This window comes from Vibrio sp. D401a, from assembly GCF_030248515.1.
GTDB lineage: Bacteria > Pseudomonadota > Gammaproteobacteria > Enterobacterales > Vibrionaceae > Vibrio > Vibrio rotiferianus.
In genome coordinates this window covers 25,501-45,275 of record NZ_JAHGAI010000025.1, presented here as the reverse complement: position 1 = coordinate 45,275, position 19,775 = coordinate 25,501, and the positions used below count along the sequence as shown (strand labels likewise).

Here is a 19,775-nt window from a genome sequence, read left to right as displayed (position 1 = left end):
CCCTTTTGTTGCAAAGTTTGCAACATAACTGAGATTACATGGTGAGAATTACACGTAATAATGACCTCGTATTGAAACGTTACGAGGGCAATTCAATGAAAGGTTTTAGCAAAAAAGTTCTTCTAGCAGCATCTGTTGCAATGGCAGTTGGCAGCATCTCTACCGCAGCAAATGCGTGTTCACGTTTGGTTTGGGAGACTCAAGACCATGGTGTATTTGTCTCTCGTACTATGGATTGGATGGAAGCTAACCAGCCAACCATTGATGTTCGCCACGCAGGCCAAACATACCGCGGCTACGATAAAGACGATGCGCTTACATGGACATCGAAATACGCTTCTATCGGTGTGAGTATTTACGGCGTTGGCATTATTGATGGCTTTAACGAGAAAGGCTTTGCGGCGAATGCACTGTTCTTGGATGAAGAAAACCCAGGCGCACCACAAGCTGGCAAACAACAAATTGAAAACTCACGCTTTGTCGCCTATTTGATTGATAGTTTTGCATCCGTTGATGAAGCATTGAAGCATCTAGATTCAATCCAAATCCAACAGTTCAGCCACAATGGCATCGACATGAAAGGACATTACTCATTAGAAGACGCAAGTGGTGACTCTGCAGTGTTGGAATACATCGACGGCGCTTGGCAAGTTCATCATGGCAAACAATATGACGTGATGACGAACAGCCCAGAGTACGCGCAACACTTGAAAAACTGGCAAGAAGCGCAACCAAAAACGAAGAGTGATGTGAATGGTGAGTTCCCGATCCCGGGTAACATTAATTCTGCTCAACGCTTTATCTGGAACAGCTACATGAAGGATCAGCTTAAAGAGCCTAGCAGCTACACCAATGGCATTGCGAAACTGGATAGTGTGACCTACAAAATCCCATTGGATGCGGCAAACCGCCCAGTGAATGGCGAAATGCGTGGCTACGCAACCATCTATGGTTTGGTGTACAACCTAGACCAAAAAGTGATGAACGTGCGTTACCAGTATGACGACAGTTACACGCAGTACTCAGTGGACTTTAACAAGTTGAATGACGGACATAACTACACCATCAAAGCCGATTTACCGGATCTGTTTGGTGACATTTCATCTCGCTTAGAAAAAGGCGATGGCGTAATGGGTCAGCACTTAGTGAAATAGCTCTGATTACGTAAAAAAACAGAACTTGAAAGGTGTGTGGACAAAAGCACCATTCAAAAAAGCGCCGACATGTTCGGCGCTTTTCCTTTCTATTCGTTTTGTGCTTAATGACACTGGTCTCGATAATTCCCAGGAGATATTCCCTTCCAAGCGCTGTAAGCTCGAATAAATGAGTTCGCTTCTTGAAATCCCAGTAGGAAGGAGATTTCACCCAGTGACATTTGAGACTTCTCTAAATAGTGATCGGCAAGCTCCGCCCGTACCATTTGCAGCACGGATTGATAACTTTCAGCTTCTGCCGTGAGCTTACGTTGCAATGTACGTTTACTCATTGCCAGTTTCTCTGCCACCATTTCAATCGCACTGTTCCCCGCGGGTAATGACTCGACCAAGACTGCTCGAACACGTTCTACTGTTGAGGCACTGACATCAAGATCTTTTAGCTTTTGGTTCAGCCCTTGTTCGAAAAAGCCCCACATTTGCGCATTTGAAGTCACGAACGGATGCGCTGCGTCTTCCGCTTTAAAACGCACCTCTACGCCATCACCTTTGACCAGCGGGCAACCAAAGTAAGCTTGGTATTTCTCAAGGTTGCTGGGCAACTCAGGCAACGTAACTTGTAGCGGTTGAATCCGCTTTCTCGTCGCTAAGCGAGCTAACTGGGTAAAGAACACCACTTCTGTCAAAGCCAAAGATTTAGGCAGCGCTTGTCGTTGGCCATAGCAACTGATGCTGAGTTTTGTTTCTTTTTCGGAAACGTCTAACGTCATTACCATAGGTCCAATCAACGGCTTATATTGCTGAATCCGTTTGAGTGCGGTGTTCAAGTTCGGACTGCAAATAGCGGCAAAAATTGGGGCGTCAAACCCCTCAACCGACATATGTTCAGCAAGGAGCAACGGCATCTCACGCTCACCAGACGCTTGTTCAACTCCGACCCAAAGCTGAAAGTACTCATTTGGGCTAAGCGTTGCCTTTTCTCGATTGAACAAGTCGGCAGGTAACTTGGCGTATGCCAGCACCAGTTGCGGATCAATATCCATATCGTTAAGCAGCACTTTCCAACTCTGAGGCACCGTGAATTGACTCGCTCGCTTGATCATATCTGATTCCTAAGCACTTTTTTCCATGGTTTGACGCGATATTTTTAGCACCAATTTTCTTGGTAGGAAAGGCACAATCCATTCAAGCATGAACTTCAAACCACCTTCGTTAAAGGCCACCAACTTACCCTGTTCCATCGCATTGTAACCACACTCTGCAACAGAACGAGGAGACTTGGCATTCTTAAACACTTCCACACCTTGCAAATCGCCGGCAGCAACAAAACCCGTCGCTACGGCACCCGGACACAACGCTGTCGCCGTTACATTGGTGTCTCTAAGCTCTTCCGCTATCGCTTGAGTAAACGAAGTAACATAAGCCTTGGTTGCGTAGTACACCGCCTGTAATGGACCCGGCATAAACGACGCTGTTGATGACACATTTAAAATTTTACCGCGATTGCGTGCCACCATGCCTTGCAGGTACAAGTGCGTCAGATTGGTTAACGTCACCATATTAAGTTGCATCATGGCTTGGTCTGCCACCAATTCGCGTTCATGGAATTTTCCGTGACCACCAAAGCCAGCATTGTTAATCAGCACATCAATTTGCAAGCCTTGCGCTTCAGTTTGATCAAACACACGTGCAGCAGAATCAGCCTGAGTCAAATCCTCTGCAATCACAGCAACCTGAACCTTGTGTTTTTCGCGAAGCTCTGATGCCAGTGCCTCTAGCTTGTCTTTAGAACGGGCAACAAGCACTAAATCTCCACCCTTCTCGGCGTGAATACGTGCTAATTCTTCACCGATACCACCTGATGCGCCTGTAATTAATGCTGTATTTGTCATGTGCTTGTCCTCTTAGTATGAGCTAACGTCGTTGTTGGTATGGATAAAGTTTATGCAATCCAATCGCGCCACACACTGGCAGAAGATGACATCTTACTTGCCGATCGTGCCAGCCTGATTAAAGACCGTTGATTACATAAATTTATTACAATGAGAACAAATGATAATTTTTGGATAAAGATTGAACTAGCTAATATGCTTTGAACAGGATGAACACACAGAAGAGGCAAAGGTTATGTCTATCCCATATCCAAGAACGTTTTCTCACATTGGTATTTCCGTACCTGATTTAGAAGCAGCCGTAAAATTCTATACCGAAGTTCTGGGTTGGTACCTGATTATGGAGCCAACTGAAATCGTCGAAGACGACAGTGCGATCGGTGAAATGTGTACTGATGTCTTTGGCGCAGGCTGGGAGCGGTTTCGTATCGCCCACTTATCTACAGGGGATCGAATTGGTGTCGAACTGTTCCAATTCAAGAACCAAGAAAATCCTGAAGATAATTTTGAATACTGGAAAACTGGGATTTTCCATTTCTGCGTCCAAGATCCAGATGTCGAAGGTCTAGCTGAAAAGATCGTTGCGGCAGGTGGCAAGAAACGCATGAAAGAACCCCGTTATTACTACCCAGGCGAAAAACCTTATCGCATGATCTACATGGAAGACCCGTTCGGCAACATCCTAGAAATCTACAGCCACAGCTACGAGTTAACTTACTCAGCAGGCGCATACCAATAAATCATCAAAGCTATCCAACGGTGATTGCGCCGTTGGATTTTTATTTTTCGGGCAAGTGCCCTTTGGGGAAAAGAATGAAAGCGATCACTTACCAAAAAGATCAAGATACCTTCACCTATACCGACATCGACACTCCAGCGCTTGTGAGTGGGTTAGATGTGTTAGTAAAAGTTCATGCCGTTGGGCTCAACCCTGTCGATGCGAAAGTGAATCTTTGGCACGAGATGGTCGATGGTATGAACGATACTTTCGTTGGTGGCCTCGATGTTTCGGGGGAAATCGTTGCCATCGGTGACAAGGTATCGGGTTGGCAGGTAGGTGATCGCGTTCTCTATCATGGCAACATGCGTCGAATGAGCGGTGGCTTTGCCGAATACGCAATTCAAGACTCACGTACGTTGGTTGCACACCCTGATGTCGCTCCAGAAGTCGCAGCCGCGTCACCTTGTGCGGGCTGGACGGCCTATCGAGCGCTCGTTGATAAACTGAACATTTCTACACGTAAGAGCATTTTTATTGCTGGTGGTTCTGGTGGCGTGGGCAGCTTTGCCATTCAGCTCGCTCGCTTCTTCGGTGTAGAAACCATCATCACTACAAGCTCTGCAGCAAACCATGAGTTTGTACGTTCGTTGGGTGCAACACACGTCATTGACTACAAACAAGAGGATGTACGTGAACAAATCATGGCTATCACTGAAGGCTTTGGCGTAGAGGTATCATTGGACTGCGTTGGCGGCGACAACGACATTCTATGTGCTTCAGTGCTTGGTTTTGAAGGTGAAATGGTAGAACTAGTAAGAACAACGCGTGCAACCGAATACCCAGGTGCATTTTTGCAAGGGCTCACCTTCCACCAACTGAGCTTAGGCTCTGGTCATGTTAATGGTGCAAGAGGTTTGCAAAGTATTGTAGAGGCAGGAACATCATTCTCAGCTCTACTTGAAGCGGGCAATATAAAAGTTGGCAACCTAAAAGTCATTGCTTTAGAAGCTGCTGGAGAAGCTTTACTTTCAATCAGACAGCAACGCACTGTTGGAAAAGTTGTAGTAAAAATCAACTAAGAAAAGGTCGCTTAAGGCGACCTTCCTAAATCATAACTCTCGATCAAGTTCAGAAATAAACATCGCTAAGGCCTCTTCACCTAACGCTGCTACCTGCTTTTCTTTATCGCTTAGGCCTTCAAAAGCTACTTCTAGCTCTTTGCCATCGATGAATGCTCGGTGCATATGCAACTCCTTATACACCATAAGCCTTTTCTGGGATTCTTTTACCAGCCACCCCATATCTAGATTGGTCTCTTTACAACGAACTCTCAATTCGTCTATTAGATCATCTAAAATGCATTGCATTTTGCGATCTCTGAATCGCCATCTCTTCGAGAACTCTTTTTTATGTTTTTTCATTTACCGCAAACTGACTGAATAATCTACGTTTTTATTAGAACAGCATTTTTATAAAAAATTCATTCGCGGGTAAATACGTGCTAGTTAAATTGGTCCATAATTTGCGTGGTATAGGTCAAACCTGTCCAAGAGAAGACCTTATGCATATTGATCCAATCATCGAAGTGCTTACTCAAAGAAGAAAAGAACAAGGTATTTCCAGAGAAAAGATGGCCCAATCAGCGGGTATGAGCTTGAAAACCTATCAAAGGATAGAAAGAGGAGAATCTGACATGAAGTTGTCCCAATACAGGTCTATTCTTCGAGCATTACATCTTACAGATTTAGATATCGCTTTGGATATTCGTGATATTCAACACGTGGTCGCTGAAGATGTGCTTAGTGCAGCTCGTTTGCTTAGCCCAGATGCTCAAGCTCTGCTGACTAAGTTAATTTTCCTTGTACACAAAGAATCTAAAGCGCCTTAAACAATATTCACGCAACGACAATAATTTTAACTCACATGAGAAGCATATGACATTAATACGTTGACGGAAATATTTGGGAATCATAACAAACTCACACAAAGAGTTATGTGCAGCCTCAACACCTAAGTGGGCGACATTTCTGGGTTTAACGAAAACACTACGTTCAAAACGACTTGTCCAGTGCCGATATTTACCTTTGCTATGTCCATCATTTTGACCATCCCCACCAATGTCTAACGAAGAGCATTGGTGGGATTTTTTGTTTACAGCGCTTTTAATACTTCCATCGCAAGCGCTTCATCGTCTTGCTCAGCCAAACCACTGACACCAATTGCACCGACGACTTTCCCCTCTTGTTCTACAGGTACACCACCCATAAAGCCTGTGATCTTTGGGTCAGTCCAATAGCTCAACTGCTTACCTGTTTCACGAGCCCAAGCGCCCAAATTGCCACTAGGCTGACGGTCTCTAGCCGAGGTGTAGGCTTTGTTTTGTGCCAACAAACCTGCTTGCACGCTCACATCATCCATTCGGGCAAAACCGAGCAATTCGCCATGTGTATCAACCACGGCAACCGCAATGTTTTGCTTGCGAGCAGTGGCAATTTCCAATGTCGTTTGAATCAGAGTTTGAACTTGTACGTATTTCATTTTTCTCTCCTACGGGATCTCATGACCAAGGGTTTTCTCGAGCAAGCCATACCAATGGCTGCGCGACAGCGTGACGTTTTCCACTTGAGCACAAGCGCGAATACGTTGTGGGTTTGCAGTACCAATAACAGGCTGAATTTGGTTTGGATAACGCGTCAGGAAGGCTAAAACAATCGCCTCAGACGACACGCCATATTCAGCTGCTAGCGCCATCACCATCTCCGCCGTCTGTCTGGTATTGTGATCATCAGAATGTAAGCCACGCTCTGAGAATCTTCCCTGCGCCATACTGCCCCACGCTTGCAGTTGGATACTGTGCTTACGGGCATGCTCCAGTGTTCCCGCAACGTAGTCAGATGCAGACGAAGGAAGCCCCATGCCCTGCTTGATGAAGTCAGACTTAGCCAGACTCATTTCCAACTGGTTCGCCACAACAACTTCGCCCGTTGCTTGTTGGAGAAGATCAATTTGAGCACTGTTCATGTTAGAAACACCGAAGTGGTTAACTTTGCCAGCTTGTTTCAGGGCTTGTAGCGCTGTGCCTAGTTCTTCAAATTCAACCAAAGGATCAGGACGATGCAGCATCAAAACATCAAGATTCTCCACGCCAAGACGCTCAAGAATGCCCTCAACAGAAGCCGTCACCCATTTAGCAGAGAAGTCATACTGCTTAACACCTTGCTCATCTCCTAGACGGATGCCGCACTTGGATTGCAGATAAATTCGTTCTCGTAACGTTGAGTCATTGGCTAAGATGCGCCCAAATACTTCTTCTGCCTTACCGAATTTGTAGATATCCGCATGATCAAAGAGATTAATGCCTACCTCTAATGCTGCCTCTACAGCGACATAAGCTTGGTTTTCATCTTGGGCGGTTAATGGGTTGCGATTCCACTCCCCTCCAAGCCCCATGCAGCCGAAGACCAAGCGGCTAACGTTAGGTAATGTTTTGGCGAGCGGTAGTGTTGGATAGTTCATCGTTATTCTCACTTTTCCGATTTCTGTATTTTCAATTTCTGAAATTAACTCGAACCATCTTACCGTTCGTAAAAATTAGTTTAATACCGTAAAATCGAATTCATTATCCTCGCTACCGAACAATTAAAGCGAACAATAAAGACGAACAATCAGAGTGAGTAATCAAGATGGCAGATTACAAAAGAATTGAAAAACTGATGCTGTTTGCCGAAGTGGCTCAAACCCTCAACTTTTCTAGGGCAGCGGAGCAACTTGGCATTTCTAAAAGTTACCTGTCAGAACAAATCAAGCGATTGGAATCGGAACTCGCCACGCCTTTGATTGTTCGAACTACACGCAGCGTGAGATTGACGGCAGAAGGTGAATCGATCTTTGCGCAAGCGGAAGATCTCAAACGACGCGTAATGGAAATGGAAAAGAGTTTAAGTCAGCAATCTGAGCAAATAGACGGCCTGATTCGGCTTACCGCTCCCAAAATGTTTGCTGAAGCGGTACTGCATGATTTATGTGTGGCGTTTCGCGCTCTTCATCCAAACGTAGAGTTCGAGATCCTTTCTAGCTATCAAGCGTTTAATCTGACGGAAACCAGCGTCGACTTTGCGTTTCGAGCGACAAGAACGCCGCCCGAAAATATGATTGCGCATCACCTTTTGGACTACTACCACTGGCTGGTTGCTTCTCCTCAGTATCTGCAAGAAGAAGGCACGCCGGAGACGCTAGCGGATTTAAAACAGCATCAATGCTTAACCACATTGCATCAAAAAGAGTGGCCGTTAAAAACGGGAACAGTTCAAACCCAAGGTTGGCTTTCAAGCAATGAAAACAGCTTACTCAAAGAATCAGCGCTGTCTGGCAATGGCATCGCTCGATTAGCAAGTTACTTTGTCGAGCAAGACGTTGAAAATGGCCGACTAGTGCAGGTTCTATCGGAAGAAACCGACCACCAGCACAACGCAGTGTACTTGGTGTATCCGCAACTCATCTATCAATCGGCGAAAACCAGAGCCTTCATTGAATTCGTGAAGCAGCACTTTGCTAAATAAGTAAGACAGTTAATCCGCTGACCACACCGAGCGAATATCTGGCCAACCCCAGTTGGTTAAAGCGACGTCTTCTAACACACCTTGGAAGCGCAAAGTTTGTGTATGGTGGAACATAGGTGCAATCCAATACTCGCTGACGAGTGTGGATGCAATAGGTTCAAGCGCTTTGAGATAACCTTCTAGCGAGGTATACGCGCGCACTTTCTCTAATTGCTCATCCAACCAAGTCGCATTCTCTTCACCCAAGGTGTGGTGCAACACGGTATTGCTAAAAAAGTTGGTAAACGCCGATGCATGGCGGTTGTCATCCAAGTTGATGTTCGTCACCACCAAGGTTTCATCTAGCGTGCCGTTTTTGGCTTTTTCGCTTAGCTCTCGGTAGGAATACATCACAATGCCGACTTTGCTTCCTGTCCCTTCAAGTAGGTTAGCAATTGCACGCGCACATCGTCTCAATGCCGTGTAGTTGTACCCCGCGATGGTGATATGTTTAGGCAGTTTGCTTTCTTCACCAAACGGTCTTAGTACGGGCTTCCACGTTGGCAACATGTTGTAAGCAGGTACGCTGCCAAACACGATCTTTTCTTTGCGCATCACATCGGCAAGTCGCTCCGGTTGAATCAACTCGGCGATATAACGACGCTGCGCTTGAGACAGAGGATACTTGGCATGTTGATTAAACAAGGCGAACAAGCAGCCGTCCTCGGTGCGACTGTGCTGACTCGCCGGGGCAGGCTCGGCATCTTGTGTCGACATGTAGTGCCCGCACATGCTGTCGGCAAGCTCGTCGTCCGCTTTTTCTACCTGCTTAGGCGGTGTATTCGCGGCTAGAGATGGGTTCTCCATTTTCTCATCATTGACGATCCAGATCGTCACCATGTCGGTCAGTACTCGACAGGCGTAATAGCCGTCAAAAGCTTGCAGTTTTAATCGATGGGCACTGTGTTCAATCACAGAAAAAGGGCCACTGCCAACGACCAAATTGTTATTGGCGACGTTCACTTGGCTAACAGGTTGGATACCGTACTTCACGCCAGAAATAAGCCCAGCAAAACCCAAATCTGGCTTGCTGAGGGTAAACACAACCTTGAGTGGATTTGGCGCGGTAATGTTATCGACATGAGCTAACTCTTTCTCATACAACTCAAGAGAACTGAGTTTGGCAAACAGGCTAACAACGGTATCAGCATCAATCGGTGCACCATTGTGAAAGGTTAAGCCCGGGCGCAGGTAAAAGGTCCATTCGTAACTTTTCTCGTCATAACGCCAATGATGAGCAAGTTCTGGCTTCACCACTCCGTTGTAGTCACTGGATACCAAACAACAGTAGATTTGACGCAAGAAGAAGCGCTCACTGCTTCGATGCAGTTGATGAGGAACAATACGCTCAAACATACGTTTGTAGGTGAGCTGAATGTTGAGTCGACCTTCTTGAACAGACGCCCCTGAAGTCGTTTTGAGCAAACGTCCAAACGCAGCTTCATCTTCATCGAGAATCGCCAACGCTTTTTCGTATTTACCCAGCTTGATCCGCTCCAGTGCAAGGCTTTCTTTTAAGGCACTCAACTCGATGTTCAGCAATAACGTTGAACGCTGATTACGTCCCGCTTTTGGCAGCCAACTCAACCACGCTTGCTCCTGCATTTGCGACAGTAAGCTGCGTGCATGGCGAGGAGAAGTGAACAGCAAGTCAGCGACTTCCTGCAATGTGGTTTTGGCTTCACTTCCCACGCCAAATGGTGTGAGTCGTTGGTAGTAGCGGAACAAGTTGAGATCAGACACCGCGCGCCCTCAAAAAGTGGATATAGGTTTATTTTACTCAACTTATCCGAGAGAAAATAAGAAAACTTCCAAACACTTTGTTCCCCTTTTTACCCTCACGAACGCAAAAATCGGTGAGTTAGCGCACCTTCTGGGGCTAACTAGGAATAAACCACAGAAATCTACTCTCTTTTTCAGCTCCTCTTTTCTTCGCATACTGACCCTGTCAGCAGCAAGGAGGAAATACTATGCGATTCCAAATTCGATCAGCGAAAGACATGCCGACAATGGCAAACTATTTCCGAGAGCGCGTTGCGCATTCGGACAACAAGCTTGAAGTTATGGCTCTGGTAACAATGAACGATTTCTTCAACTGGTAAACGAACCTTAAGCAGAACTTAGCTCCTGATACTACACCCCCACTTCGTTGTATCTTTAAGTTCTGCTTTCCTCTTCTAACTGTTTCTTTTTCTTGCCATTCATTATCTAGGTTACCAAAAGTTAACTAGTTGAAATGCCGTAAAACTGGGTCTACATTGAAGTCTCACCCCCTACACAATCGCTTTTATTGAGAAGGGGAATCCATGGATATATACCACCAAATCGGGAGTCATTATGGCAACTTCAGTGAAACTTAAAGCGGGCGACAGCTTCCCTTCTCTTCAAGCAACCTTGCTAGATGGTTCAAGCGTGACGTTAGGTCAGCCGCAAGGTGATGCGACTTGGCAAGCCGTATTCGTTTATCGTGGTAAACACTGTCCTCTTTGTACCAAATACCTCAATGAGTTAGAGGGCTACAAACAAGCTTTTTCAGAAGCAGGCGTTGATATTCTTGCGGTTTCAGGCGATTCAAAAGAGCAGCTTGAGGGACATCTAGAGAAACTCGAAATCAGCTTCCCGATTGCTTACGGCCTAACCGAAGAACAAATGAAAACATTGGGTCTGTACATTTCACTGCCTCGTTCAGAGCAAGAGACTGACCATAACTTCGCAGAACCAGGTCTGTTTGTGGTGAATGAACACGGCAACTTGCACGTGGTGGATATTTCAAACAACCCGTTTGTTCGCCCTGAGCTTGGCGCTCTGTCACGTGGTTTGGCTTGGATTCGTAATCCAGACAACAACTACCCTATCCGTGGTACGTTGGACTACTAAGCGGATTACGCCTAATCAGTTCCAAACAACAATCAAACATAAAAAATGCCAGCGATATGCTGGCATTTTTATTGGCTTAAACCGTTAAGCGATGATGAGATACAAAAGGCCGCGTTATTTACGCAACTCAATCTGGTGAGTCTCAGACCAGATTCGCAAATCATCAAGAATCTTAAGTGCGGTACGGCCGAACTCTGTTAGCTCATAGCTGACTGCAATTGGGCGATCGCTGATCACTTTGCGCACCACCATACCTTCCGCTTCTAGCTCTTTAAGGCGTTGGTCGATCATCTTTTTGCTTGCGCCGCCTAGCATGCGTGCTAAGTCATTGAAGCGAACTGGGCCGTCTTTCAAATGAAAAATCAAAGAGCCTTTCCATTTACCACCAATTAGACGCATCCCTTTCTCGATAGCACATGGCTCCGCACATACGTTCGCCACTGACTTACGACCTTTGCTATCTACACTGATTCTGCTTTCCACAATACACCTCAAGATACGCACCCAATCTAGGTAACGAAAAGTAAGCTAGATACATTTAGTGCTTTAGAGTAATAAAAACGTCACCTCGCCGCAAACTAATAAAAATGGACTGCCTGCAGCAGTCCATCTCAATTCATCATTCAGTTCGCACTATGTTTCTAAAAGGATTAGAAGTTTTCGTTAATGTGCGCTTCGAAACGAACAAAATCGTTTTCGATATCTGCGTTCTTCATCACGTCGTAACAAGCGAATGTAGGCAGTGCTGACATACCAAAGAAGCGGAAGTTAGCGTGCATGTGGAACATCAAATCGTCCACACCTTTACCTTGGAATAGGTATTCGTTCTCATCATCAAACGATTCTTCTGGCGCGTTGAATGTCAGTGACAGCATGTATTTACTGTTGGTTTGAGTACCGCCTGTACCATAGTTTTTCTTTGGTTCTTCTGCGCTACGGCCATCAAATGCACACAGTGCGCCGCCCATACCTGCAGTAAACACGTCGTCCATGTATTTTTTGAATGACCAAGGCACAGACATCCAGTTGATTGGGCTCTGGATGATCACGCGATCAGCCCATTCAAAGTGTGCGAGCTGCTCATCCACGTTGATCTCATCTTGCATTGTCACAACGCGTACCTCATGGCCTTTTGCTTGTAGAAGCGTCTGTGCTTTGTCGACAAGAGAAGCGTTTAGACGACCTTCTGAGTATGGTGATGGTTCGTGTGCGTTGATGATCAGTACGTTGCTCATGGGATTACCTTTAAATAAGTTCACAAGATGACGCTATAACCATTGTGCGTCGGATGTGGTTTATTATGGTAACCTAGAAATATAGTGCAATTAGTTAACTTTTAGTAACCTACTTAATTTTTGATTATATCTCTGTTTTTAAAAGAGATATTTTTTCAACTTTTTATCCATCGTTATTTCCCGATTGATTTTTTCATCGAGTTGTTGCATCTTCCACAGAGCAGGCGTACACTTTATCGCGATTCGACGATTAACTATTAAGGCCAGCGAATGAGTGATAAGTGCAACGACACGTGCGAAGTTGTTTTTCAGACAACGCAACAACAGCTCGAGAAAGAACAAACTCTAGCAGCACAAGCAAAAGCTTTGTCGCATCCAGCACGTTTGCGCATTCTGTATATCCTGCACACGCTCGATACCATGGGCGGTTGTTTGAACAGTGATTTGGTTTCTGAACTGGGTCTTGCGCAATCTACAGTTTCCGAGCACTTACGTATTCTAAAGCAAGCTGGCTTTATCAGCGCCGAGCCAAACCCACCTAAGGTGTGTTACCGCATTCAACGCGACGCGTTTGATCAGTTCAATCTAGGATTTTCCAAGTTATTTGATTAATTCCCTTTGCACGCTGGTCAGGCGTGCAGATAAACTATACCTTCAACCATCGTCTTTCGACGATAAACGAATAAGAGAACACTATGACTACTCAAGTTTTAAATAGTGCCAGCGACAAAATGAGCTTCTTGGACCGCTACCTAACAGTATGGATTTTTGTTGCAATGGCAATCGGTGTAGGTATTGGCGCAGCATTCCCTCAAGTTGCTGAGTGGAACGAGTCAATGTCAGTTGGTAGCACAAACGTACCGCTAGCGATTGGTTTGATTTTGATGATGTACCCGCCACTCGCAAAGGTGAACTACAACCTGCTAGGTACAGTGACGAAAGACAAAAAAGCGATCACACTGTCTTTGGTCATGAACTGGATTGTCGGCCCTATTTTGATGTTCATCCTTGCATTGACTTTCCTAGGTGATCATCCGGGTTACATGGTTGGTATCATTCTGATCGGTCTTGCTCGTTGTATTGCGATGGTGCTTGTCTGGAACGATATCGGTGGCGGTAACAAAGAATACGGCGCAGCCCTAGTTGCATTAAACAGTGCTTTCCAAATCGTGACTTACAGTGTAATGGCATGGTTGTTCATCACTGTGTTGCCACCGGTCTTTGGTTACGAAGGTTTCGTGGTAGATATCTCGATGATGGACATCGCTGAGAGCGTTCTGATTTACCTTGGTATCCCATTCCTAGCCGGCTTCCTAAGTCGTAAATGGCTGGTCGCTGCGAAAGGTGAACAATGGTACAACGACGTGTTCATCCCGCGCATTTCACCAATTACGCTTATCGCCCTGCTTGCGACCATCGTACTGATGTTCAGCTTGAAAGGTGAAATGATTCTTGAACTGCCAATGGATGTATTCCGTGTAGCAATTCCACTGGCTATCTACTTCGTGTTGATGTTCTTTGTCAGCTTCTTCGTTGGTAAGAAAATGGGCATCGACTACGACAAAAATGCGTCGATTGCTTTCACTGCAACAGGCAACAACTTTGAATTGGCAATTGCGGTTTCTATCGCGGTGTTTGGCCTAAACTCAGACCAAGCTTTTGCTGGTGTCATTGGCCCACTGATCGAAGTGCCTGTATTGATTGCTTTGGTGAACGTTGCACTCAAAATGAAGAAGAAATACTACAAATAACCAAAGGTTATAGTGACTTGAAAGCGCCCGTCGTTAAAGCGATGGGCGCTTTTTTATATCCGCTCTAGGCATAGGCTTATTAACAAATTCCTATTTGCTAACTCAAAGTTTTGAACAATGTTTTAAATTAATCATTCACATAGGAGTTTGAGTATGAATTTAGAATATAAAAAACTGAAGTGGCATGCTGTTCTCAAGCTTTCACAACAGACAATTAAATACCTTGAAGAAGAAAACAGTACGAGCTGGAGTGACGTTGATAAAGTAAAAGCGAACGTCCATGCTGCAGAATTACTGCAACAGCTTTTGTCTGATTTGGCGATTGCAGATTCGAAAGCACCCACTGCGTTGCACTCGGTAAAACGCGCTTAAGCGATTAAACGCGCACAAGCAATTTTTTGCTAGCGCTAACTGACCACAACCGTTTTGATGTAGTCACTCGGAGTCAATCCGAACTTGCCTTTAAAGCGTTGACTAAAACGCCCCTCGGATTGATAGCCGCAAGACTGAGCCAACAGCGCGACGTTGTAATGGCCGTTCTGCATCAAATACAAGGCATGATTTAAGCGCACTTCCGCCAGCACTTCCCGATACTGAGTGCCCTCTTGCTTGAGCTTGCGAATCATGGTCGCGCGGCTCATGGCAAAACGTTCAGCCACCAGTTCTAGTGGGTGTTCCTCTCCCGGAGAATGCGACAAATAACGGCTCAGCTTCTGGCTGAATGTTGTGTTCGCACTCGCAAACAAGTGATGCAACACACCACGCTCAGCAAGTTGTTGATACAACCCCATTACCCAGAAGGTTTGGGTCTCTTTGCTCATGGTTTGTTGGTCAAACGAAAACAAAGCATTGAGCGTGTCTTCCAAGGCTTTATCGGCTTCTAATATCGGCTTTTCTTCACCACCGTCAATGCTTGCACTCAGTTCAAGCATTGCTTCTGACGGCAAACAATGAAAGCTGAACATTCTAGAGAGAAACTTACCTTTTTGCGGTAAGTTCTCAAAACTCAGCGATGCGGAAGCCTCACAAAGCAGCAACTCAGAATGGGAAAGATCCAGCGCCGATTCTTTCCAGAAAAGACGCTTACTGCCCGTGATGATCTGAATGATACTTGGGGAATGGATCTTCACATTACGCAGTTTCTGTAACTGCTCGGCACGAAACAACGTGACTCGATATTGATGGCTCATCTATTCCCCTCGTTTTTTATCATCTACCCATTACGGCTTAACGTGTGTACGTCGCCGTCAGTTTCGCTTTGTCTAATGCCATGCTGTTAAGCGTAAAACCAACCACAGCAGCCGGTGTGTTTTCATCTAGGTTTAGCTTCTCTGTTGGCAATGCCCAAACCGTAAATTGGTAGCGGTGCATGCCGTCTGCTTCTGGTGGGCAAACGCCACCAAAACCAACTGTTCCGTAGTCAATACGCGACTCTTTACCGCCCAATTTTTCAATGTTCACTGCGCGTGGCAGTTCGCTTACTGAAGCTGGAATGTTAAGCGCAACCCAGTGCCAGAAACCACTACCAGTAGGTGCATCAGGGTCATAAGCCGTGATTGCAAAGCTCTTAGTTCCTGCTGGCGCATCCTTCCACATCAATTGTGGAGATTGGTTGCCACCATCACAGCCCCAGCTGTTGTATTCGAAGGTCTTCGCCATTGGATGACCTTCTTGGATATCTTTACTGGTTAACTCAAATGCTTGCGCTGAACCCACTGCCAATAAGCTTAATGCCAAAACCGATGTAGTGATTGCTTTCATGATGATGCTCCTATTTCTTAAGTTCGGGATAAGTGTATGCCCCAAAAGAAACAGCAACCCACCATTAAGTATCAACAACACTCATTTTAAGCCAACCGGTGATACTTTTCGTAATATTTTTAAATTCGTGCTTATCTACGAACTATTTGGTTTATGCTGATTAGCCCAACAGCAAACAAGGAAGCGTAAATGGAACTGGATATCTACGTGGTGGACGCCTTCACCGATACGCAATTCAAAGGCAACTCTGCAGCAGTGGTACCGTTAGAGGAATGGCTTGCTCCAGAGTTGATGCAAAACATCGCGGCAGAAAACAACTTGTCGGAAACGGCTTTTCTAAAATCCATTGGCGCAAACCGATATGAGATTCGTTGGTTCTCTCCTATAACTGAAATCGACTTTTGTGGACACGCCACACTGGCCTCGTCGTTAGTACTGTTTGATGAGCTTGGCATTAGTGGCACGATTGAATTCCATACTCAAGAAGTAGGAACGCTCACCGTAGAAAAGAATACGCAAGGTAAGATCGAGATGACGTTCCCTGCTCGTCCTCCAAAAGCCGTTTCTGATATTCCCTCGGCATTAATTGAAGGCTTAAGTTGCGATGTGGAACGCGTGCTACTTAGCCCCCAAGCTTACTTCGTGGTGGTCGACAGCCAACAAGAGGTACTTGAGGTTCAATACCGTTCTGAGCACCTCAAAACACTCGCTCCTCACGATGTGGTCGTTACTGCGAAAGGCGATCAACAAGACTTTGTATCACGTTACTTTTGGCCTGCAAATGGTGGCGACGAAGACCCGGTAACCGGCTCGATTCACGCTGGATTAGCACCATTCTGGGCAGAAGAATTAGGCAAAACATCACTGGTTGCTTATCAAGCTTCTCAGCGTGGAGGTATTCTTCATTGCGAAGTTATTGGCGAACAAGTAAGAGTGTCTGGCGACGGCGTGTTTTATATGAAAGGGAGAATTTTCGTTTAGTGCACAAGAGATGATCTTATTTTCATCTTAGCTGATGCCGCACTTCTTTTCGTCCAATACGCACCCAGCAGGGTGCGTATTTACCTCGAAGTTTAGCTGACTAAAGGCTCTGGTTTTTGGTAATAAATACTGCTTTCACCCTCTTGCTTCTTCTGCCAACGGTCGATGACAAGCGTCGCGATCAAATCCCCTTCCACATTAACAGCGGTGCGGAAGGTATCTAGCGGTCTTTCTATCACCAACAGAATCGCAATCGCTTCCAGCGGAATACCCGCAGCCAGCAGCACTAACTGCATCCCCGACATGGAGCCCGAAGGCATGCCCGGCGCACCAACGGAAGAAACCATCGCCATGATGAAGATCATCACCAATCCAGTGGTACTCAAATCCACACCAAACAACTGTGCTAGGAAAATCGCAGCGACACCTTCAAATAGCGCGGTGCCATCCATGTTCATTACAGAGCCGAGTGGCAACACCATGCTGCTGACTTCTGGTGCAACATCTAAATTGTCTTCCACACTTTGTTTTGCCAAAGGCAGCGCCGCCGCACTTGATGACGTCGCAAACGCCATGGCTAATGGTGCTGAAATCGCTTTAAACAGCGTAACTGGAGAAATCCCCGTCATTACCTTGGCGATGGTTGGTAACACGACTAGCCCGTGCACCATAGTGAGGACAAACACCAGTAACGCAAATAACGCGAGTTGCTGAATCAGATTCCCACTTGAGGTCAGCGTGATATCAAACACGATCGCGAAAATAGCTATTGGCGACAGCTTAACGATGCCTCGAATCATGGTGTTGACGCTTTTGTTTAGCCCTGAAATCACCGCTAGCAACGGATGACCAGATGGAACAGAAAGCAAAATCGCAACGCCTGCCATAAAGGAGAAGACCACGATCGCCAGTAAGTTACCATTCGCCAGTGCAGCAAATGGATTCACCATCGCCATCTTAACAAGATTGGTCAATATTGCGGCACCACTTGCCCCTTGCTCGTCAATCAAACGAACATCACTGCCCACAGAAATAGCTTGGCTAAGTGGCTCCCAAGCAGGCAATGCTAACGACGCACCAAGTCCTAAACTAATGGCAATTAAGGTGGTGAAACTGTAGAAAAGCAGTGTTCGTCCACCCAGCGCTTTAAGACGAACGGTTGAGCCAATATTGGTGATGCCTTCAACAAGGGAAAACAGCACCATCAAGCCCACCACCATTTTCAGCAAGCCGAGATAGACCGTTTTGCCCAACATTAAAATTTGGTAGTAATCACTCGACAGTAAAAGTGATTTGTCTGCCACCCCATGGTCGACAAAAAGAAGGAGAGCTTGAGATCCAGTCCATGCAAGTAGTGCAGAAATAAGAAGTTGAACGGGCAAAGAGAGTTGAAAATGACGCATAAAAAACACCTAGCGCCACAAATTCTGATGATTTGGGCGCTCGATAAAAATGAACAAATGGAAGTGAAGAGTAGCTACTTGGATTAAGACCAAGAGCCCTTGTAGTACGGGTTCAATAAACCTTTTACCCGTTTAAGAACCACCAGTGCCGACACTCGGAACCAGCCAAAAATGACGCGCTGATGCAGCCTAAAGATCGTGTCGTACAAGCGGCGAACGTAGCGTCCACGCAATACGACTTTGTCATTCATCAATGCGCCAACCGCGTAATCATGCCCAAGCGCGACGACCATCCCACCATCTTTGAATACAAACGGTTTTAACTCTTTGCCTTTCACCAAGCGTTTAAGTTGCTTCGCTAGGTGTGCAGCAGCTTGGTTGGCGGCTTGCGCTCGTGGCGGCACGACGCTTCCATCTTCTTGTGGACATTCGGCACTATCACCAATAACAAACACGTTTTCATCCAGAATGGTTCGCAGCGTCGGCAGCACTTTAAGTTGGTTAATGCGGTTACTTTCTAGACCATCTAGGTTCGCTAACCAATCCGGGCATCGAATCCCTGCCGCCCAAATTTGCAGATCGGCAGGAATGATTTCATTTTCCGTCACGATACGGTCTGCTTCTGCACGCTGAACTTTTGTGTTTAAACGAACGTTAACGCCCTGCTTTTGTAGCTTCTTAAGTACCTTGGCAGACATGCACTCAGCACTTGCAGGTAACACACGATCTGCCTCTTCGATGAGCGTAATGGAAAGTTGAGTATCATTTTGATAGCGGTTTAATTGCTTGCTGACTTTCGCCCATTCGGCCGCCAGCTCAACGCCGGTCGCACCAGCACCCACGATAGAAACACGATGCGAACCACCGCTTGCCAGCATCTGCTTCATCTGTTCCCACGCTTTTTCTGCTTGAGAAGCGGAATCTAAGAATAAGCAATGATCGCTTACCCCCGGGATTTTGAAATCGTTACTGATCGCACCAACGGCAATCACGAGGTAATCGTATTTCAACGTTTGTTCAGGCGACAGTTCGGAACTCACCGTAATGGCTTTTTCTGCTCGGTTTAAACCAGACATTCGAGCTTGAACATACTGGTAGCCGTGACAAGCAGCATGAAGACGAAACGCAACCGAATCGAGCTCATTATCAAACGTGCCCGCCGCAATCTCATGCAGTCTTGGTTTCCATAAGTGATGAGAAGATGGCTCAACCAAAGTAACGGTATGATCAGATTTGCCTGCAAAACTGCTCGCTAAACGCGTGACCATTTCTAGACCCGCAGCACCACCACCGACAACAACAAAGTTCGACATACTCCCCTCCCGGAAACCATCCATCGAAAGATAAAAATCAAAAACGCAGCAAATACGTTTGGAATGGCGGGCATTATATTGAGTTGCAA

Annotated in this window: 23 protein-coding genes; 11 read left to right on the top strand and 12 right to left on the bottom strand. The window is 46.0% G+C overall.

What is annotated here, in order from left to right; genetic code table 11:
- The first annotated feature begins 38 nt into the window (after positions 1-38).
- A complete protein-coding gene (locus tag KIV41_RS12645) occupies positions 39-1,154 on the top strand; it encodes a linear amide C-N hydrolase (protein ID WP_285336612.1) in 1,116 nt (371 codons plus the stop codon).
- Positions 1,155-1,258: 104 nt separating this feature from the next.
- On the opposite strand, the gene KIV41_RS12640 is transcribed toward KIV41_RS12645, so the two are convergent.
- Together KIV41_RS12640 and KIV41_RS12635 are read right to left on the bottom strand one after the other, a co-directional pair.
- Positions 1,259-2,257, bottom strand: a complete 999-nt coding sequence (locus tag KIV41_RS12640) for an AraC family transcriptional regulator (protein WP_285336611.1) — start codon at positions 2,255-2,257, stop codon at positions 1,259-1,261.
- A gap of 9 nt (positions 2,258-2,266) precedes the next feature.
- Positions 2,267-3,046 carry an SDR family oxidoreductase gene (locus KIV41_RS12635; protein ID WP_285336610.1) on the bottom strand — a complete coding sequence of 260 codons (780 nt, stop codon included), beginning with the start codon at positions 3,044-3,046 and terminating at the stop codon, positions 2,267-2,269.
- A gap of 235 nt (positions 3,047-3,281) precedes the next feature.
- Here KIV41_RS12635 and KIV41_RS12630 point away from each other — a divergent pair, with 235 nt between their 5' ends.
- A complete protein-coding gene (locus KIV41_RS12630; RefSeq protein WP_005441115.1) occupies positions 3,282-3,785 on the top strand; it encodes a lactoylglutathione lyase family protein in 504 nt (167 codons plus the stop codon).
- Positions 3,786-3,859: 74 nt separating this feature from the next.
- On the top strand, positions 3,860-4,846 hold the full coding sequence (locus KIV41_RS12625; protein ID WP_285336609.1) for a zinc-binding dehydrogenase: 987 nt from the start codon (positions 3,860-3,862) through the stop codon (positions 4,844-4,846).
- A gap of 30 nt (positions 4,847-4,876) precedes the next feature.
- Here the strand turns inward: KIV41_RS12625 and KIV41_RS12620 are convergent, their stop codons facing one another.
- The gene (locus tag KIV41_RS12620; RefSeq protein ID WP_269429139.1) at positions 4,877-5,011 is read right to left on the bottom strand and encodes a hypothetical protein; all 135 of its coding nucleotides are present in this window, start codon (positions 5,009-5,011) and stop codon (positions 4,877-4,879) included.
- A gap of 317 nt (positions 5,012-5,328) precedes the next feature.
- Here KIV41_RS12620 and KIV41_RS12615 point away from each other — a divergent pair, with 317 nt between their 5' ends.
- Positions 5,329-5,655: a helix-turn-helix domain-containing protein gene (locus tag KIV41_RS12615; protein ID WP_045391165.1), complete on the top strand. Its 327-nt coding sequence runs from the start codon at positions 5,329-5,331 to the stop codon at positions 5,653-5,655.
- Positions 5,656-5,918: 263 nt separating this feature from the next.
- On the opposite strand, the gene KIV41_RS12610 is transcribed toward KIV41_RS12615, so the two are convergent.
- Together KIV41_RS12610 and KIV41_RS12605 are read right to left on the bottom strand one after the other, a co-directional pair.
- Complete coding sequence (locus KIV41_RS12610) at positions 5,919-6,305, bottom strand: heme-binding protein (RefSeq protein WP_285336608.1); 387 nt, start codon at positions 6,303-6,305, stop codon at positions 5,919-5,921.
- A 9-nt stretch (positions 6,306-6,314) separates the two neighbouring features.
- Positions 6,315-7,283 (bottom strand): aldo/keto reductase family oxidoreductase, encoded by a 969-nt coding sequence (locus tag KIV41_RS12605; RefSeq protein WP_285336607.1) that lies wholly within the window; start codon positions 7,281-7,283, stop codon positions 6,315-6,317.
- 167 nt (positions 7,284-7,450) lie between these two features.
- Here KIV41_RS12605 and KIV41_RS12600 point away from each other — a divergent pair, with 167 nt between their 5' ends.
- Positions 7,451-8,326 carry a LysR family transcriptional regulator gene (locus KIV41_RS12600; protein ID WP_285336606.1) on the top strand — a complete coding sequence of 292 codons (876 nt, stop codon included), beginning with the start codon at positions 7,451-7,453 and terminating at the stop codon, positions 8,324-8,326.
- A gap of 9 nt (positions 8,327-8,335) precedes the next feature.
- Here the strand turns inward: KIV41_RS12600 and KIV41_RS12595 are convergent, their stop codons facing one another.
- On the bottom strand, positions 8,336-10,108 hold the full coding sequence (locus KIV41_RS12595; RefSeq protein WP_285336605.1) for an SgrR family transcriptional regulator: 1,773 nt from the start codon (positions 10,106-10,108) through the stop codon (positions 8,336-8,338).
- A gap of 227 nt (positions 10,109-10,335) precedes the next feature.
- On the opposite strand from KIV41_RS12595, the gene KIV41_RS12590 reads away from it, so the two are divergent.
- Positions 10,336-10,467: a hypothetical protein gene (locus tag KIV41_RS12590; RefSeq protein WP_285336604.1), complete on the top strand. Its 132-nt coding sequence runs from the start codon at positions 10,336-10,338 to the stop codon at positions 10,465-10,467.
- 235 nt (positions 10,468-10,702) lie between these two features.
- Positions 10,703-11,242, top strand: a complete 540-nt coding sequence (locus KIV41_RS12585; protein ID WP_285336603.1) for a redoxin domain-containing protein — start codon at positions 10,703-10,705, stop codon at positions 11,240-11,242.
- A 114-nt stretch (positions 11,243-11,356) separates the two neighbouring features.
- Here KIV41_RS12585 and KIV41_RS12580 read toward each other — a convergent pair whose 3' ends face one another.
- Both KIV41_RS12580 and KIV41_RS12575 read right to left on the bottom strand, forming a co-directional pair.
- On the bottom strand, positions 11,357-11,725 hold the full coding sequence (locus KIV41_RS12580; RefSeq protein WP_005435493.1) for a helix-turn-helix domain-containing protein: 369 nt from the start codon (positions 11,723-11,725) through the stop codon (positions 11,357-11,359).
- Between the two features lie 167 nt (positions 11,726-11,892).
- Positions 11,893-12,477: an NAD(P)H-dependent oxidoreductase gene (locus KIV41_RS12575; RefSeq protein ID WP_005375454.1), complete on the bottom strand. Its 585-nt coding sequence runs from the start codon at positions 12,475-12,477 to the stop codon at positions 11,893-11,895.
- A gap of 270 nt (positions 12,478-12,747) precedes the next feature.
- Between KIV41_RS12575 and KIV41_RS12570 the strand changes: the two genes are divergently transcribed.
- From KIV41_RS12570 to KIV41_RS12560, 3 genes are all read left to right on the top strand, one after another.
- Complete coding sequence (locus KIV41_RS12570; RefSeq protein ID WP_285336602.1) at positions 12,748-13,089, top strand: helix-turn-helix transcriptional regulator; 342 nt, start codon at positions 12,748-12,750, stop codon at positions 13,087-13,089.
- Positions 13,090-13,172: 83 nt separating this feature from the next.
- Positions 13,173-14,228: an ACR3 family arsenite efflux transporter gene (gene arsB / locus KIV41_RS12565; protein ID WP_005435488.1), complete on the top strand. Its 1,056-nt coding sequence runs from the start codon at positions 13,173-13,175 to the stop codon at positions 14,226-14,228.
- A gap of 153 nt (positions 14,229-14,381) precedes the next feature.
- Positions 14,382-14,600, top strand: a complete 219-nt coding sequence (locus KIV41_RS12560; RefSeq protein ID WP_005435487.1) for a hypothetical protein — start codon at positions 14,382-14,384, stop codon at positions 14,598-14,600.
- Positions 14,601-14,635: 35 nt separating this feature from the next.
- Here the strand turns inward: KIV41_RS12560 and KIV41_RS12555 are convergent, their stop codons facing one another.
- Positions 14,636-15,418 carry a helix-turn-helix transcriptional regulator gene (locus tag KIV41_RS12555; protein ID WP_285336601.1) on the bottom strand — a complete coding sequence of 261 codons (783 nt, stop codon included), beginning with the start codon at positions 15,416-15,418 and terminating at the stop codon, positions 14,636-14,638.
- Between the two features lie 37 nt (positions 15,419-15,455).
- Positions 15,456-15,989 (bottom strand): YbhB/YbcL family Raf kinase inhibitor-like protein, encoded by a 534-nt coding sequence (locus KIV41_RS12550; RefSeq protein ID WP_285336600.1) that lies wholly within the window; start codon positions 15,987-15,989, stop codon positions 15,456-15,458.
- Between the two features lie 189 nt (positions 15,990-16,178).
- On the opposite strand from KIV41_RS12550, the gene KIV41_RS12545 reads away from it, so the two are divergent.
- Positions 16,179-16,970 carry a PhzF family phenazine biosynthesis protein gene (locus KIV41_RS12545; RefSeq protein WP_285336599.1) on the top strand — a complete coding sequence of 264 codons (792 nt, stop codon included), beginning with the start codon at positions 16,179-16,181 and terminating at the stop codon, positions 16,968-16,970.
- A gap of 92 nt (positions 16,971-17,062) precedes the next feature.
- Here the strand turns inward: KIV41_RS12545 and KIV41_RS12540 are convergent, their stop codons facing one another.
- Complete coding sequence (locus KIV41_RS12540; protein ID WP_285336598.1) at positions 17,063-18,373, bottom strand: dicarboxylate/amino acid:cation symporter; 1,311 nt, start codon at positions 18,371-18,373, stop codon at positions 17,063-17,065.
- An 83-nt stretch (positions 18,374-18,456) separates the two neighbouring features.
- Positions 18,457-19,686, bottom strand: a complete 1,230-nt coding sequence (locus KIV41_RS12535; RefSeq protein WP_285336597.1) for an NAD(P)/FAD-dependent oxidoreductase — start codon at positions 19,684-19,686, stop codon at positions 18,457-18,459.
- Positions 19,687-19,775 lie beyond the last annotated feature (89 nt).